The sequence below is a fragment of the Pseudomonas sp. S37 genome (assembly GCF_016658545.1).
GTDB lineage: Bacteria > Pseudomonadota > Gammaproteobacteria > Pseudomonadales > Pseudomonadaceae > Aquipseudomonas.
This window is the reverse complement of record NZ_JACVZC010000001.1, coordinates 79,066-95,696: the sequence shown is the minus strand read 5'-3', so window position 1 is coordinate 95,696 and position 16,631 is coordinate 79,066. Positions and strand designations below refer to the sequence as shown.

The window sequence follows — 16,631 nt, the reverse complement described above, 5'->3', positions numbered from 1 at the left end:
CGTACGACGCACAATTTAACGGGAGTGAGCTCATTCAGCGCCCTACTCGGTAGGGCGCCTGAGCTCTAGCTAGCTGAAGTATCTGATCCGTAATCGACTGGCCGCAGAGATCAGGCTTTGCGCTACCATTAACCTTCTGATTACCTTCCACATTTTAGTGATTAACCGGCTGTATGCAGGGGTCAGTCTTCCCGCATGTGCCGCTCCTTCCTTTCCTGCCGCTCCTTCGCTTCAATGCTCAATGTCGCAGTTGGCCGCAGTAGCAAACGCCGCAATCCAATGGGCTCTCCAGTCTCTTCGCACCATCCGTACTCCCCTCGCGAGATCCGCTCCAAGGCTTCGTCTATCTTGTCCAGAAGCTTCTTCTCCCGCTCAAGAAGGCGTAATTGCCAATGGCGCTGCTCCTCGACGGTGCCCAAATCAGAAGGGTCGCTGCTAGGCTCGAACTCTCGCATGAGCTGGAACTCGCCAGATATTCGCTCCTGCAACTCCGTACGCTGTGACAGCAGCAGGTCTCGGAAGAATCCCTGTTGCGCGGCATCCATGTAATCGTCAACTGGCAGAGAAAGCAGCTCTTGTTCCGTCATGTCGGTCACTCTCGCTCGATATTTTGGGTAGTCAGGAGCGTTGCGCGCTGAATGCCAAAGGCAGCCCTTGGCAACTCTCATTCACGCATCCGTCATGCCATGCCAGTTGGCCAGAAACTACGGTCGTCGTTACTCGGTGCCGCAGCTGGTGATTTTTGAACGGTGTCCACTGACAATGGGCAAGGATCGGGTCAAGGGCAACCGGTCGTGGCTCATCTAGACGCTCAACGAGAGCGAGATCCGCCCAGTACCCCTCACGCAGATATCCGCGCTCCTGGATCGCGAACAAGTCTGCAACCGCATGACTAGTCTTCTGCACGAGCTGGGTAATCGGCAGTACACCTTCTTCCACCAGCTCAAACAGGCCAGGAAACGCATGCTGAACCAGGGGCAACCCAGATGGAGCCGATGCATAAGCCCTCTGCTTCTCCTCCAGCGTATGAGGGGCATGGTCAGTACCGATTACATCGATTCGATCACATAGCAGCGCCTGCCGCAGAGCATCACGATCCTCTCGGCTCTTAATGGCAGGATTGCACTTGATCAGATTGCCAAGGCTTGCGTAATCGTGGTCATCGAACAACAAATGGTGCGCGCAAACCTCGGCAGTAATCTTCTTGCCTGCCAGCGGGCCTGGCTCGAATAATTTCAACTCCTTAGCCGTGGTCAAGTGCAGGACATGTAGGCGCGTGCCAAAATTATTGGCAAGCTCTACTGCCAAGCTGGAAGATCGGAAACAGGCTTCCGCATCCCGTATTACGGGGTGCATCGCCGGCGGGATGAAATCACCAAACTGCTCTCGGTAACGAGCCTCGTTGGCCAAAATTGAAGGTGTATGCTCACAGTGCGCGAGCAAGATAGTAGGCACATTGGCAAACAGCCGCTCGAGCACACGTGGATCGTCAACGAGCATGTCTCCCGTCGACGCGCCCATGAATACCTTCACACCTGCGACCTGCCGCGGGTCAAGACTGGCGACCACGTCCAGATTGTCCTTGCTGACGCCAAAGTGAAAGCCGAAGTTTGCGACGGACGAAGCGGCGGCTCGGGCTTTCTTATCTTGAAGCGCGGCGAGGGACAAAGTGGCCGGGTTTGTATTGGGCATGTCCATGAAGCTGGTAATACCACCAGCAACAGCGGCTCGGGACTCACTCGCCATGGTTGCCTTGTGCGCAGCGCCGGGCTCACGAAAGTGCACCTGGTCGTCGATCATTCCTGGCACAAGCCAGCGCCCGTGAGCATCAATTTCGACGGAGGCATTAATACCATCGATGCTGCCTGCAATTTTCTCAATTCGGCCATATGCAATGAGAACGTCGGCATCAAACACCTCTCCCTCATTCACCAGGCGAGCGTTTCTGATGAGGATACGAGTCATGATTTGACCACTCCAGGGCTACTCTCCACCACGACCTGGTCGCCCTCGATGACGTTGTAGAAACAGCTACGCCGCCCGGTGTGGCATGCAGCACCCACCTGATCGACGAGGAGCAGCAGCGCATCGCCATCACAGTCCAAACGAATCTCCTTAACGTGCTGCACATTCCCTGAGGTCTCGCCTTTGCGCCAGAGACCATTACGGGAGCGTGACCAATAACAGGCCTGGTGGGTATTCAAAGTTTCCTGGAGAGCCTCCTCGTTCATCCAGGCGAGCATCAGCACCTCTCCGCTGTCGTGCTGCAGGGCGATCGCCGCTATGAGCCCTTGTGGGCTCCATGGCACCTGACTGAGTACGTCGCTGAGGGCAAAACGGCTTCCCGCCTCCGCCCGCTCGAGCTTGAGGAACATGATCTGTGACCCATAATTCATTAGTTATGTTATAACATATCACGTTTTTTCGATATTCTGAGTACCTCCCTCACAATTTTAAACCCTAAAGGTAAGCATTCATGACCGAAGCCCCTGCCGCGCTCCTCACCACCGAACCTTACGCCGATACTGAATTGGCGTGCCTCGCCGGAGCGAAAGCCGCTCTCTATCGTTGGGCTGCAACCGTTGCCACTCGAGATGTCGACAAGGTTCTTGAGCTCTACGCCCCTGATGCCATCTTGGTACCAACCTTGTCCAACCAAGTGCGCGATTGCAACGATAGCCGCCGCAATTACTTCGAGAATTTCTTGGCGAACGACGGTTTGGTCTGTGACATCCAGGTCTTCAAAAAACGCGTAAGCAGAAAGCTTGGCACCGTCGTAGTCGGGGGACTCTACACCTTCGTCTACCGTGACGGTGGCGAGCAAAGGATTGTACCCGCACGATTCCTCTTCACCTTCGAACGCATCAATGAAGAGTGGCTGATCACCGGTCACCACTCGTCAATCGAAGCCTGATAGAGCCCAGGTTCGCCACTCAGAACGGTCGAACCTGCTCCCCCCGGTTACCCAAAAATTGCGAAGTCTATGAATCATATTTCAAGCCTAGGAAACTTCCCTGCAGTTCGTCTTCGCCGCAACCGCGCTGACGACTGGACTCGCAGGCTGGTAGCCGAAAATACACTGTCTGCGAACGACCTGATCTGGCCAATTTTTATCAAAGAGGGCTCCGGAAAAAACGATCCCGTTGCCTCCATGCCAGGCCAAGTACGCGTCACGCTCGACGAACTCATAGAGCATGCGGGGAAGGCAGTAGATCTCGGCATTCCAGCCATCGCACTTTTTCCCGCAACCTCGCCCGATCGCAAAGATAGCGAAGGCAGTGAAGCTACAAACCCAGAGAATCTGGTATGCCGAGCCGCCCGATTGCTGAAGTTGACCTACCCTACGCTTGGCCTTATCGGCGACGTGGCTCTAGACCCCTATACCGATCATGGTCATGACGGGGTACTGCGTAATGGCTTAGTGGCTAACGATGAAAGCCTTGAGGTGTTGGCACGCCAGGCGGTGGTTCAAGCACAGGCAGGAATCGATACGCTTGCTCCGTCAGATATGATGGACGGGCGCATTGGCGTATTGAGAGCCGCCTTGGATTCTGCCGGCCTCACAGACGTGCGACTGATGTCCTATGCAGCCAAGTACGCATCCGGCTTTTACGGCCCATTTAGAGATGCACTTGGCTCATCCGGCGCACTGAAGGGCGACAAGCGTACATACCAGATGGATCCCGCCAACAGCGACGAGGCGCTACGCGAAGTTGCACTGGATCTCCAGGAAGGCGCAGACATGGTCATGGTCAAGCCTGGCATGCCCTACCTGGATATTATCCAGCGAGTGAAAGCCACATTCGCTGTGCCGACGTTTGCGTACCAGGTAAGCGGCGAGTACTCGATGATCAAAGGAGCCATCGATAACGGCTGGCTTGATCCGGGCAAGGTCGTGCTGGAGTCACTCATGGCATTCAAACGAGCTGGCTGCAGCGGTGTGCTGACCTATTTCGCCATTGAGGCCGCCGAGCGCTTGAAGCGCGGCTGAGGCCCACGGAGAGCAGCCCAAACGAGCGCCGTCAGAGTTGGCAGCGCTCAACAACGGCTCTCTCTCCGCTTTAGGCCATTCCCATACGAGCCATCGCTGCGATGAGGCTGCCTGGCGGCGGCTGCTGACGGAAGTATCCATCCACTCCAGCAAATATCGCGTCAGCCACTTTGCGCTGATGCCGCACGTCATGCAGTCTTCGACAATCACCCGCATTGGAAATGAAGCCGGTCTCGACCAGAATCGATGGAATAGCTGCAGACTTAAGCACTGCAAAACCTGCCTGCTCAACCTTCGACTGATGTAAGCCCGACACATCTCCCAGCCGCGACAACACCTGATGACCAAGATCCAAGCTGGTTGAGATAGTCGCATTCATTGACATATCGAGCAGAACGCCAGCGACCATCGGGTCGTTTTTTCGAAGCTTCACTGCCAGACCACCCCCAACGGAGTCGGCGCCATTTTCTCGCTCAGCCATCCATCGAGCCATGGAGGAGGTAGCACCACCCTGCGAAAGCGCAAAGACTGATGCACCTGATGCGGTCAATCTAGGCGCGGCATCCGCATGCACAGACACGAAAAGATCGGCATTCAATCGCTGCGCCAGCTCAGCTCGTTTACGCAACGGGATGAAGATATCGTCGGTGCGCACCAGCCGAGCTTTATAACCCTTTTGTGCATTGACTCGCTTAGCCAGCAATGTCGCGATTTGCAAGGCAACAATCTTCTCTTGTTCACCCTTGGCGCCCACCGCGCCCGGATCCTTCCCTCCATGCCCAGCATCGATCACTACCAGCAAATCGCGATTGGACTTACCCTTCGGCGGCTCTAGTGCAGCCTGGGTCGCACCAGCTGCCGCGGCAACCCTGAACGAGGGATCAACCAACTCCAGCTCCAATCTGTGGCTTCCAGCCGAGACAGGTCGTAGCTCTCCACGAACTCCGGAATTAGCCAGATCCAGAACAATCCTCAGATCGCCTGCGGGCGTCTTCCCGCTCCGAATTGCTCGAACAGGAGTACCGTCAAGCGCTAGGTTACTCAATGGCGCGTTTAGTACGGCCTGTTGAAGATCAAGCACTAGGCGCGGCGGAGATTCTAAGCTGAAGCTGTTGGCGATCACCGGGCCGCTCAGATCGAGCAAAAACCGAGTAGCACCTCCTGACTGACTAACACTCACCCGCCTCACCGCCTGAGCTGCATGCACAGTCAGCGAAGCCGGCAGCGCCAACCCAGCCAAGAGAAATTTGAGCAAGCTGCGTCTGTCCATACACCCTTCCATTTCTTCATTTTTCTTATCCAACCACGCGGGAACTCGGCATTTCTCAGCCTCTGTCCGCCCAGAACGCGCGCATGCTCGCGACATTTTTTGTGGCGTGGAGCATTATGTTACGTTATAACGTAAGCATTATGGATGACATGACTCAAGTTTCACGTTCGACGCGGGGCCTGCATGCGACTCACCACTAATCAGCAATTGGTTCTGGCCACCCTTCAGCAATCAAGTACGCCACTTAGTGCGTACAAGATCCTTGAGAGCTTGAAGGATGAAGGCTTCAAAGCGCCCATACAGATCTACCGGGCGCTTGGAAATCTTGCCAAAAGAGGCCTTGTTCATCGCCTGGAGTCTCTGAACGCGTACGTGAAATGTGACCCGTCCTCTACCTGCGACAACGGCGTAAGGGCGTTCGCGATCTGCGACTCATGTGGTCGGGTCGATGAGTTTCTCGTGCCTTCGCTTGACAGGTATTTGGGTACCTGGGTGAAGAAAAACGTGTTTGCACTGGGCAGCTCAACCATAGAGCTGCACGGGAAATGTGCCGACTGCTGCAAGCTTGAACACACCTCTAAAGGCTAGCGACTACGAGTAGTACGCTTACACCATATCTTACCGTGAGGGCTCCTGATGACAGTCCCAACCTCTAACTCGAGTGAAGCCCATAAGCTTCCCGTAACCGTATTGTCCGGATTCTTAGGAGCAGGAAAAACCACGCTACTCAATCACATCCTGAACAATCGCGAAGGCCGACGTGTCGCCGTAATCGTCAATGACATGAGTGACGTGAATATAGATGCTGCCCTCGTGCGTGACGGAGGCGCAGAGCTCTCACGCACGGATGAAAAACTGGTTGAAATGAGCAACGGCTGCATCTGTTGCACCCTACGGGAAGACCTACTGCTTGAGGTGGATCGCCTTGCCAAGGAGGGGCGATTCGATCAGTTGGTCATTGAGTCCACCGGCATTTCTGAGCCACTGCCAGTGGCGGAGACCTTCACCTTTGAGGGCGAAGATGGGCGCAGCCTCGGCGAGGTAGCTCGCCTCGATACCATGGTCACCGTCGTGGATTCCTTCAACTTCCTCAGAGACTACAGCTCACGCGATAGCTTGCAGGCGCGAGGCGAATCGCTGGGAGAGGAAGATGTTCGCACGGTAGTCGATCTGCTGATTGAGCAGATCGAGTTCTGCGACGTGATCGTCCTCAATAAAATTGATCTGGTCAGTGAGGATGAGCGGCGACAATTGATCGCCATCCTCAACAGCCTGAATCCCCGAGCGAAGATCGAGATCTCCGAGTTCGGCAAAGTCCCACTGGATCGTGTGCTGAATACAGGCTTGTTCGATTTCGACGAGGCCTCGCGAGCCCCCGGCTGGCTGCAGGAAATGCGTGGTACTCATACGCCAGAGACGGAAGAGTATGGGATCCGCAGTTTCGTATACCGCGCCCGACGCCCCTTCCATCCCGAGCGTTTCCATGAGCTGGTTGAAAGTGAATGGCCAGGCGTCGTGCGCTCCAAAGGCTACTTCTGGCTCGCCAGCGAGCCAGCTATGGCCGGTAACTGGTCGCAAGCAGGCGCAGTGGCCAGACATGGCCCAGCGGGCTATTGGTGGGCAGCCATCCCGCAAGACCGTTGGCCGACGGATCCCGAGTCCGTCGAGGACATTCGCGCTAAATGGGAAAAGGACGTGGGCGACGCACGACAAGAGCTCGTACTCATCGGCATGGACATGAATGAGCCAGCGCTGCGAGCCAGCTTTGATGCATGCCTCCTCACAGATGATGAGATGGCTCTAGGCCCGAAGGGCTGGATGAAGCTTAAAAACCCGCTTCCTGGCTGGAATTAAATTGTAAGAGCCCTCCCGTGATTGGGAGGGCCAGTAACCTGCGGATAAAGAACATGAGTGCAGCACTTCCCGACGTTTCCGTCACCGACATTGCTCCGACACTTGGCCCCCTGGAGTGGGTTGGTATGCAAGGAATCGACCTCCCAGTCACGATTGACGAGCCAGGCTATCATCGCGAGCTTCACGCCAGAGCAGACGTGCAAGTCGACTTGCCTGCGCCCCAGGTGAAAGGCATCCATATGTCTCGCCTCTATCGATTGCTGGACAGCTGGGGACAAGAGGCGCACATCTCGCCGGAGCATGTGCATACATTGCTGAGCAGCATGATCGACAGCCACCACGACTGTGATAGCCGAAGTGCACGGCTTCGGCTCGATTTTGATCTTCTCATCCGCCGCCCAGCGCTCGTGACGGAAGGTTTATCGGGGTGGAAGTCATACCGTGTTCAAATGAACGCATCGCTGGTGGGAGATAAATTTGCGCTGAGCGTTGAGTGCACTGTTGGCTACTCGTCTACATGCCCTTGCTCCGCGGCGCTGTCTCGCCAGCTGATTGAGGCGAGTTTCCTCAACTCATTCTCAAACCAGCCACTCGTTGACCCGGCAACCGTCGCGAAATGGTTGCGAGCGAACGCGTCAGTTGCAACGCCGCACAGCCAGCGCAGCGAGGCACGCGTATGCGTTTCGGTTGAACGCACTTCCACCAGCCTAGGGTTGCTATCTTTGATTGAAGCTGTTGAGAATTCTCTAGGTACTCCAGTCCAAACCGCAGTCAAACGGGCTGATGAGCAAGCATTCGCAGCACTTAATGGCCAGAACCTGATGTTCGTCGAGGATGCCGCTCGCCGGATTCGCGCAGCACTCACCGAACACCAGAATCCTAAAGTTCATGTGCGGCACCTGGAGAGCCTGCATCCTCATGATGCAGCTGCCTGGTCTTCACCTTTTGACCAGGGTTCGCACCATGAGCAGTGAAGCACGCAGCTCGCTGATCCCCGTCACACTGCTGACTGGCTTCCTCGGCAGCGGCAAAACGACATTGTTAAACCAGTTGGTGAGACAGCCGGAATTTGCCAACACGCTGATCATCATCAATGAATTTGGGGCGATGGCACTCGACCATCTTCTCGTCACCCACAGTAACGAGAACATCGTCATGGAATTGGGCAGCGGCTGCGTCTGCTGCACAATTCGTGGAGACCTCGTCCAGACATTGCGGGACATCACGTGGCGTTTCTCTCGGGAGGGGAACCGCCAGTTTGACCGCGTATTGATTGAAACCACCGGCCTAGCAGATCCTGCCCCGATCATTCACACCCTGATGACGCATGCACAGATCGCCCCCAAATATCGACTGGATGGTGTGGTAGCGACAGTAGACCTAGCCAGCGGCATGGCTACGCTTGATCACCATCAGGAGGCGATCAAACAAGCTGCTATGGCAGATGTACTGCTGTTGACCAAAGGTGACCTGGTGAGCCCCGAGCATAGGGCAGAGCTTCTCCAGCGCCTGTCAGACATCAACCCTGCAGCACCTCGCTGGGAAATCAAGAACGGCCATCTGGAGGCAAGCAAGATTCTGGGCCTTGGCCTCTTCACTCACGAGGGTAAGTCACCCGATGTTGAAGGCTGGTTAAACGAGCATGCATACGAGGCCACCTCTACCCCTAAATTCCAGATCACGCCTCAACCTGAAAAGAGTACGAGTCAAGGGTTGTTCTCTGCAGGCTTGCGAGCACCGCAACAGGACGTAAACCGTCATGGCGACCGGATTCGTGCGTTCTGCTTCACCATCGACAGCCCAATCAGTGAGCTTGCTCTGGAGTGCTGGCTAGAGGTGTTGATGACGTTACTGGGAAGCAACATTCTCCGGGTTAAGGGCATCCTCAACATTGAAGGGCGCGACACGCCGATCGCCCTGCACGGTGTTCAGCACATCTTCCATCCGTCCGCTCCACTACCCGCCTGGCCGACTGACGACCGGCGTTCCCGTTTGGTTTTCATCACTCAAGACGTCACACGAGAAATGATCGAGGCGACCTTCAGGGCCTTCAAAAACAAGGCGGGACATATCGAAGGCATCAGCGTATGACGTCGTCCATCAAACTTCACAACACGCTCACTCGAGAGAAAGAGGCACTGCGCACTGAGCGGCCTGATCGGGTGACCATGTATGTCTGCGGCCCTACCGTCTACAACTACGCCCACATCGGGAATGCTAGACCAGCCGTTGTCTTCGACATCCTTGCCAGAGTTCTGCGCCATGAATTTAAGGAAGTCGTTTACGCGCGAAACTTCACGGACGTGGACGACAAGATCAACGCGGCAGCAATTGCGTCAGGCTCTCCAATCGGGGACATCACCCGCCGCTTCATCGATGCCTACCATGAAGACATGGCAGCCCTTGGGATCGCCTCGCCCGATCTGGAACCACGCGTTACGGATCACATCCCAGAGATCATCGCGCTGATCAAACGATTGGTCGACCGGGGCCACGCCTACGTCGAACAAGAGCATGTGCTGTTCCACGTCCCTTCCTACCCTGCCTACGGTCAACTGTCAGGACGCCTGCCCCAGGACATGATGGCTGGAGCGCGAGTTGAAGTTGCCCCCTATAAGCGCAGCCCGCTGGACTTCGTTCTATGGAAACCTTCGACTCCTAAAATGCCCGGCTGGAGCAGCCCTTGGGGACGAGGTCGGCCAGGATGGCATGTTGAGTGCTCTGCGATGATTGGGCGACACCTGGGGCACACCATCGACATTCATGGCGGAGGCCAAGACCTTATTTTCCCTCACCACGAAAATGAGATCGCTCAGGGTACTTGCGCCAATGGCACTCTCTACTGCCGCACGTGGGTACACAATAGCTTCGTTACCGTGGATGCGCAGAAGATGTCCAAATCACTCGGCAACGTTTTGCTAGTCCGAGACCTTCTCGCTCAGGCACCTGGTGAAGCTATTCGATTCGCGCTGCTCTGTACCCACTACCGACGCCCAATGGACTGGAACACACAGCGCTTGCACGCTGCCGTACAGACGCTATTCCGATTTTACTCATCGCTGTCGAAAGTCAGCTCTTTGGCTGTCCCTGTCGACGTGGCACCGGATGAACTGGTGCTGGAATCACTTAAGAATGACCTAGGGGTGACCGAAGCACTTGCTCGGCTGCATGTGCTCAGATCGGAGCTCGATCAGGCGGTGACAGATGAAATGCGAATGCTTGCTAAAGCAAGGCTGATCAAGTCCGCCGGACTGCTCGGCCTCCTGCAGCAAGAGCCACATGTCGCGCTGGCTGCGCTTAGGCCTCCAGTACAGCCTGTTGAGCAACCGCTCAGTCATCGACAGCATCTTGAGTCATTGCTGGAAGCAAGAAACCAAGCACGTATTGCGCGCGACTTCTCCAGAGCCGACGCTCTGCGTGACGAGTTGCTAGAAGCTGGCTTTAGCATCGAAGACAGTCCAGAAGGCTCCACGCTGCGCCCGACAGCAAGGAGCGTGATATGAGGCGGTGGCCGAACTCTATTCTGATTGCGTTGGTACGCGGCTACCAACTGTTCATCAGCCCCGTCATAGGCAATCGATGCAGATTTCACCCTTCTTGCTCGCAGTACTCAATCGAAGCACTGCGGACTCATGGCGCCCTGATGGGCAGCTGGTTGACGCTGCGCCGGCTCTTGCGTTGCCACCCACTGCATCCCGGTGGATTTGACCCCGTACCGTCGAAAGGCAACAAGGATAAAGGTGGCCCATGCTGATTCGGAAACTGTTCAAATTCGAAAACGCCCACATAGTTCGAGGCTGTAGCACCCGTCGTTGCTCTCACTCGATTCATGGGCACTCGTACAAAGTCGAGCTGCTCTTGCGCGCCGACGCCCTTGATCACGGCCAGATGGTGTATGACTTCGGGCTACTCAAAGGTGACGTTCGGGACTTGATCGACGCTTTCGATCACGCCGTCGCGATCTGGTCGCAGGATGATCCTGATTACATTGCCTCAATTCGGAGGCATTCAGAGCGCTGGGTACTCATCCCCGTGTCACCGAGTGCTGAGCAGTTCTCCAGATTAATCTTCCGCCTGGTGGAAGCCGCCTTGGAAAACACCCAAATGAAGAACGGTGAATCCGGTGTTCAGCTCCACTCTGTAATCGTGCACGAAACCGAAACGGGGTATGCGCAGTGCTTCCGCGAGGATGTTGTGAACCCCCGTATGGGCTTGATTGACCTCGACCTCATTGAGTTCTCTCCCGCGATTACTGCCCAGTGGGCTGATCCCAAGCTGTACGAACGGCTGAAGCCGAAGCCCACCATGATCCAGACCGAGCTGGAAGGTTTGTGTAGCTGATGCCCTGCGCGAGTAGCTGTGCTCGCAGCTAGAACTTGCAGTCCACCCAATTTATGACCAGGGCGTCCGCTAGCGGACGGCCCACAGTATTTTAAGACCGAGAAGCCTGTAACGATGCCAGATAACGCACACCCCTCCCCTGTTTCCATCACGCTGCCAGATGGATCAATTCGTACCTACGATAACCCCGTCACTGTCCACGACGTAGCAGCATCCATCGGCGCCGGTTTGGCACGTAGCACGGTGGCAGGAAGGGTTAATGGTCGCTTGGTGGACGCATGCGAGATGATTGACCGCGATGCTAAATTGCAGGTAATCACCCCTAAAGATGATGAAGGCTTAGACATCATCCGTCACTCATGCGCCCACCTGGTTGGCCATGCACTCAAACAGCTCTACCCGACTGCCAAAATGGTCATTGGCCCGGTGATCAATGAGGGCTTTTACTACGATGTAGCGTTTGAAAGGCCATTCACCCCGGCAGACCTCGAAGCCATCGAAGCTCGCATGCGCGAGCTGATCGCCAAAGAGTACGATGTCGTCAAGCGCATGACGCCGCGCGATGAGGCCATCCAGATCTTCAAGGCACGAGACGAAGATTACAAACTTCGTCTGATCGAGGACATGCCAGATACCCAGGAGATGGGGCTCTACTTCCACGAAGAATACGTGGACATGTGCCGCGGCCCTCACGTACCCAATACTCGCTTCTTGAAGGCATTTAAGCTGACCAAGCTAGCGGGCGCGTACTGGCGCGGTGATGCAAAAAACGAACAGCTACAGCGCATCTACGGAACGGCTTGGGCCGATGCAAAGCAGCTGTCAGCCCACCTCGTTCGACTTGAGGAAGCCGAGAAGCGTGACCATCGCAAGATCGGAAGAGAACTCGACCTTTTTCATTTCGAGGATGACGCACCAGGATCAGTTTTCTGGCACCCGCGGGGATGGACGGTGTTTCAGTCTCTCATCGCCTACATGCGACGCAGACAGAATGACGCGGGCTATGTCGAAGTGAACACGCCAGACGTCATGGATCGCGGCCTGTGGGAAACGTCCGGACACTGGCATAACTATCGTGATCACATGTTCACGACCGAAACCGAGGATGGTCGCGCCCTAGCTCTCAAGCCGATGAATTGCCCCGGCGGCACCCTCCTCTATCGACACGGCCTCAAGAGCTATCGCGACTTGCCGATTCGCATGGGCGAATTCGGTAAAGTCCATCGGTATGAGCCCTCAGGCTCTCTCCATGGGTTGCTTCGGGTGCGTCACTTCACCCAAGACGACGCGCACATTTTCTGCACCCCCGAACAAATGAACGAAGAATGCCGATCCGTCGTGGGTCTAGTACTGGACATCTATCGCCAGTTTGGCTTCGAGGACGTGCGCATCAAGCTGTCCACTCGACCCGCCAACCGAATCGGCAGTGACGCAACCTGGGATCAACTCGAAGGAGCGCTTATCCACTCCCTCGAAGAAATGAACCTCGAGTACCAAGTCAATCCAGGTGAGGGGGCGTTCTACGGGCCCAAGCTTGAGTTCGTGCTGCGCGACGCTATTGGCCGTGACTGGCAGTGCGGCACACTTCAGGTCGACATGAACCTTCCTGAACGATTCGGTATCGAGTACGTCGACGAAGATGGCCTTCGCAAGCGACCAGTCATGCTGCACCGCGCCCTCTTCGGCTCTCTGGAGCGTTTCACGGGCATCATGCTAGAGCATCACTCTGGCAAGCTTCCAACTTGGCTTTCACCCATCCAAGTGGTCGTTTGCTCTATTTCGCAACAGCATACCGACTATGTTCGAGATGTCGCCACACTGCTGCGCTGCAAGGGCCTTCGGGTTGAAACTGACACCCGCAATGAGAAAATCGGCTACAAAATCCGAGAGAAGACACTTCAACGGATTCCATTCCTCCTTGTCGCAGGCACCAAGGAGCAGGAGCAAGGAACCATCGCAGTGCGCACCAGAGACGGCAACGACCTTGGCGTGATGGACTTAAAGTCCGCAATTGAATGGTTACGAAAAGAAGCTAGTTCGCCGGATGAGCTTTCGTCTGATCACATTGTTGAAGAGGTACATAACCGCATCGCGTCCCGACTTCCATTAAATACCTGCGACGTTTGATTGTAGTTTTCCGCTTTACAAAAAAGCGCAGTTCAGCCACTGAGCTGCGCCTTCACACACGCCTACTGACCTCCTAATAAATCAGCGTTAGTCAATTCGTCCTAAGCCACTTTAAATCTTGATGGAGAGTACTGATCACACGACTGAACTCTAATTCCTCAGGGAAATTTCCCGCACTCTCATCGAGAGAGGGAGAGTTTCATGCCTCAAGAGTAATATTGATCTCCCACAGCCCAAGCAGCTCCGCCTGGGCGAGAATATCTTCTGGCGATGCATCAGGCATCACTATCCAGCTTTCGCTATCACCATAATGCAACTCAATTAGATGAATTGCTGCCTCGTGATCACTAAGAAATTTTTCTTCGAGAACCACCTGATAGCCCTTAGGTTCATCATTCAGGCGGTAATTCAGAGTAAAAATTGTCATCCATAACCTCCTAAAGCGTAAGCATCGTGATAACCGTGCTGAATACTTTTTCTCTCGCTCTGCAGGCAACGCCCGGTTCGGCATAACTGACGCGCGCACCTTTTAGTCCTGCCTTGCAGGGACATCCAACTGGAAGCCCCCTTTTCAAGTTTAGACAGCTAAATAGCTAACGAAGCGTTCTAAGCCATTAGACAAAACATGTTGTTACGTTAGGGATGTACAGCCCAGAGCTCTCCCGACTGAGACGCCGCCTATTCTACTCCCATCACGAATTTGCAGCCCCCAAATGATGAATTCCACCGTCGCTATGGGCAGAGGCGATACTCAACCCTGCGCTCCCGACACCACCTTTGATCCTGGAGAAATCAGAAAAAGTACCTGATCGAAGCACCAAGCGTTGTAGAGGGCTGCGGTACAATCACAAGTCCACCGCTCGTACCATAGGCAACTTCAGTCCCGTAGCGATGCGGTTGGAAGGTACCATATACGCTAAACTGGTAATCGCTATAGTCGTAGCTGGCCCTTAGATCGTAACGGGTATAAGGCGGCATCTCATTTTTTTCAGTCCCTATGTAGTAGGGAATGCCATCCAGGTGATAAACGTCAGCGTTAAGAGTGACTTGACCCGCCATGAATCTGTTGCGGTACTGAACCCCTGCCTTGTAGGTGTGCTCTGGGACTGAAAGGAGTGCACCGGTACCCGGCGAAGGATTATTAATCTTCGCGTCAATTATGCGCCCGTAACTGGCATACGCACTGACTGTCGATGTTGCTTGGTAATTGAAGCTAGTTTCTGCCCCCCTTCGGGTAGTACTGCCGACCTGCTCGTAAACACCTGCTGAGGTCTGAACAGTTTCATTGTCGTTCTCGATGTAGTAGAACTCTGTGGTGCTCGATAAACGGTCAGAAGGACGTACTGTGAATCCAATATCGTAGGACTTTACCTTGCTTGGCCGAACACTGCTATTGACTTGGCCTCCAGTTTCACTAGGCGCTAAGGCACTGCTGCTGCCAGAGCTAATATACTCAGCCGCAGGTGAGCGGAACCCTTGAGCTACATTCGTAAAGATTTCCAGTTCTCGAATGGGTGTCCAAGCCAAGCCAAACTTAGGTGTCGTAACAGAACTATTATAACCCGTGTCAGCATCACGGAATTTCAGATTTTCGATATCATAGTCGAACCGATCATACCGAACCCCTGCCATCAACTTAACTGAATCGGTCGGCTTGTATTGACCTTGTGCAAACACCCCATATGTGATGAGATCCATATCGAAGTCGTAATAGAAATTTGGTGTAGGCTCAAAGTTTCTATACTGCTGGCGAAACGCAATTCCTTTGTCGCGCCGGACATCGGCTCCTACCATCAATGATGCCGATTCATTCGCAACGAAGTTATAGGCTAGTCGACCCCCATATATATCGCGATCATCTTTTCCGTAATTATGAGTATTGGTGCCATTAGAAATTGCTCGAACCCGTCTAAAATCCTCGTAATACGCTGTGTAGTACAGGCCCGCTTCGTCATAAGCCGGAGCACGATTGAATACGTAGGTGTTCCTATTAGCGTTGCCGAAGCCGTACAGATTATCGGTATCTCGGCGACCAATCGTACCTGCTCGAAGCGCGGGCAAGTTGAGATAACCGTCATTTTTGAAGTCCGATTCGTAATGACTGAAGCGCGCAGAATATTTAACGTCGTCGATAACCTTACTCAACTTCCAGAAGTAATTGTCTCGATTGGTTTCAGCGGCCTTGCGGTATCCGTTAGTTTTGTAAATGTCGACGATGAACAGCGATTCTAAGCCCTCATATTCACCGCCCAACACCAGGTTAGTACGACGCCCATCGAAACTGGCAACGTCCAAACCGATACTGGAAGCCACGCTGCCACCATCCAGTGTCTCGATTTCCACCGCTCCAGCCCGATTCTGATCACCATACAGAGCAGACACCGGCCCTTTAATGACATTAGCGCTCCTGATCATTTGGGGAGTCAACCATTCCAGAAATACGGGGCCATGACCTGCTCCGCCTTGGCTGGACGGAATGTTCTGAGGTATACCATCAACGTAAACGGCGACGTCGGCACCGTGCGTACCATTGGTAGCAAAGCCTCGCATGCGAAATCCATTACCGGTATCGCCCTGATCGATGTTGTTGGCCACTACTCCGGGTACACGCCGGTAAATATTGGAAATATCTCGGTCAACGTTAAGCGTTTGTATGTCCTCCTGCGTGATTGAAGTCACACCCGCAGGCAGACTCTCAACAGCATTGCTCACCTTCCCGCGCGATAGTGGCTCGATGGGCTTTCTGTTTCCTCCCTCACCAGTAACCTGGATCGCCTCGAGCTCTGTGATCCCGCTTGCAGCTTCCAATTCTTCAGCCGAAATCGGTTCGGAAACGCCTAAACCTGTGCTCAACGCGGCACCGGTAAAAGCCCAAGCCCAAGCGGGGCGTCTGGAACGATACATAATGACATCCAAATGTTATGTTATAGTGTATCTTTAACCATACAGCATTGCAGTGTGCAGCACCATCGAATCCATGCTTCAAGCTAAGCGGCTGATTTCTTAGGGGCGTGATGTCGCTCATAGGTAGAACGCCTTCCCCAACCA

Annotated in this window: 16 protein-coding genes; 10 read left to right on the top strand and 6 right to left on the bottom strand. The window is 54.5% G+C overall.

The features are described 5' to 3' along the window. Positions 1-182 precede the first annotated feature (182 nt). The 3 genes from dksA to hisI are packed head-to-tail and all read right to left on the bottom strand — an operon-like array spanning position 183 to position 2,396. A complete protein-coding gene (gene dksA, locus IAE39_RS00395; RefSeq protein WP_117139610.1) occupies positions 183-587 on the bottom strand; it encodes an RNA polymerase-binding protein DksA in 405 nt (134 codons plus the stop codon). A 31-nt stretch (positions 588-618) separates the two neighbouring features. Beyond that, complete coding sequence (locus IAE39_RS00390; RefSeq protein WP_201198369.1) at positions 619-1,965, bottom strand: dihydroorotase; 1,347 nt, start codon at positions 1,963-1,965, stop codon at positions 619-621. Beyond that, complete coding sequence (hisI, locus tag IAE39_RS00385) at positions 1,962-2,396, bottom strand: phosphoribosyl-AMP cyclohydrolase (protein WP_442967350.1); 435 nt, start codon at positions 2,394-2,396, stop codon at positions 1,962-1,964. The genes IAE39_RS00390 and hisI overlap by 4 nt, the downstream gene beginning before the upstream one ends. Positions 2,397-2,476: 80 nt before the next feature. Here hisI and IAE39_RS00380 point away from each other — a divergent pair, with 80 nt between their 5' ends. Beyond that, a complete protein-coding gene (locus IAE39_RS00380) occupies positions 2,477-2,914 on the top strand; it encodes a DUF4440 domain-containing protein (protein WP_201162918.1) in 438 nt (145 codons plus the stop codon). 69 nt (positions 2,915-2,983) lie between these two features. Beyond that, a complete protein-coding gene (gene hemB / locus IAE39_RS00375; protein ID WP_201162917.1) occupies positions 2,984-3,991 on the top strand; it encodes a porphobilinogen synthase in 1,008 nt (335 codons plus the stop codon). A gap of 70 nt (positions 3,992-4,061) precedes the next feature. Here hemB and IAE39_RS00370 read toward each other — a convergent pair whose 3' ends face one another. Continuing rightward, a complete protein-coding gene (locus IAE39_RS00370) occupies positions 4,062-5,261 on the bottom strand; it encodes an N-acetylmuramoyl-L-alanine amidase (protein WP_201162916.1) in 1,200 nt (399 codons plus the stop codon). A 183-nt stretch (positions 5,262-5,444) separates the two neighbouring features. Between IAE39_RS00370 and IAE39_RS00365 the strand changes: the two genes are divergently transcribed. From IAE39_RS00365 to thrS, 8 genes are all read left to right on the top strand, one after another. Then, positions 5,445-5,849 (top strand): Fur family transcriptional regulator, encoded by a 405-nt coding sequence (locus IAE39_RS00365; RefSeq protein WP_117139616.1) that lies wholly within the window; start codon positions 5,445-5,447, stop codon positions 5,847-5,849. A 48-nt stretch (positions 5,850-5,897) separates the two neighbouring features. Next, entirely contained in the window at positions 5,898-7,115 is a 1,218-nt protein-coding gene (zigA, locus tag IAE39_RS00360) for a zinc metallochaperone GTPase ZigA (RefSeq protein ID WP_117139617.1), read from the top strand. 53 nt (positions 7,116-7,168) lie between these two features. Then, complete coding sequence (folE2, locus tag IAE39_RS00355) at positions 7,169-8,089, top strand: GTP cyclohydrolase FolE2 (protein ID WP_117139642.1); 921 nt, start codon at positions 7,169-7,171, stop codon at positions 8,087-8,089. Continuing rightward, positions 8,079-9,206 (top strand): CobW family GTP-binding protein, encoded by a 1,128-nt coding sequence (locus IAE39_RS00350; protein ID WP_201162915.1) that lies wholly within the window; start codon positions 8,079-8,081, stop codon positions 9,204-9,206. Before folE2 ends, IAE39_RS00350 begins: the two co-directional genes overlap by 11 nt. Then, positions 9,203-10,618 (top strand): cysteine--tRNA ligase, encoded by a 1,416-nt coding sequence (gene cysS / locus IAE39_RS00345; protein ID WP_201162914.1) that lies wholly within the window; start codon positions 9,203-9,205, stop codon positions 10,616-10,618. Before IAE39_RS00350 ends, cysS begins: the two co-directional genes overlap by 4 nt. Beyond that, the gene (yidD, locus tag IAE39_RS00340) at positions 10,615-10,869 is read left to right on the top strand and encodes a membrane protein insertion efficiency factor YidD (RefSeq protein WP_201162913.1); all 255 of its coding nucleotides are present in this window, start codon (positions 10,615-10,617) and stop codon (positions 10,867-10,869) included. Before cysS ends, yidD begins: the two co-directional genes overlap by 4 nt. Then, on the top strand, positions 10,863-11,456 hold the full coding sequence (locus IAE39_RS00335; protein ID WP_201198367.1) for a 6-pyruvoyl trahydropterin synthase family protein: 594 nt from the start codon (positions 10,863-10,865) through the stop codon (positions 11,454-11,456). Before yidD ends, IAE39_RS00335 begins: the two co-directional genes overlap by 7 nt. Before the next feature lie 114 nt (positions 11,457-11,570). After that, positions 11,571-13,583, top strand: a complete 2,013-nt coding sequence (gene thrS / locus IAE39_RS00330; RefSeq protein WP_201198365.1) for a threonine--tRNA ligase — start codon at positions 11,571-11,573, stop codon at positions 13,581-13,583. Positions 13,584-13,782: 199 nt separating this feature from the next. On the opposite strand, the gene IAE39_RS00325 is transcribed toward thrS, so the two are convergent. Both IAE39_RS00325 and IAE39_RS00320 read right to left on the bottom strand, forming a co-directional pair. Then, the gene (locus IAE39_RS00325) at positions 13,783-14,010 is read right to left on the bottom strand and encodes a hypothetical protein (protein ID WP_201162910.1); all 228 of its coding nucleotides are present in this window, start codon (positions 14,008-14,010) and stop codon (positions 13,783-13,785) included. A 365-nt stretch (positions 14,011-14,375) separates the two neighbouring features. Beyond that, entirely contained in the window at positions 14,376-16,487 is a 2,112-nt protein-coding gene (locus tag IAE39_RS00320; RefSeq protein WP_201198354.1) for a TonB-dependent receptor, read from the bottom strand. Positions 16,488-16,631: the final 144 nt, after the last annotated feature.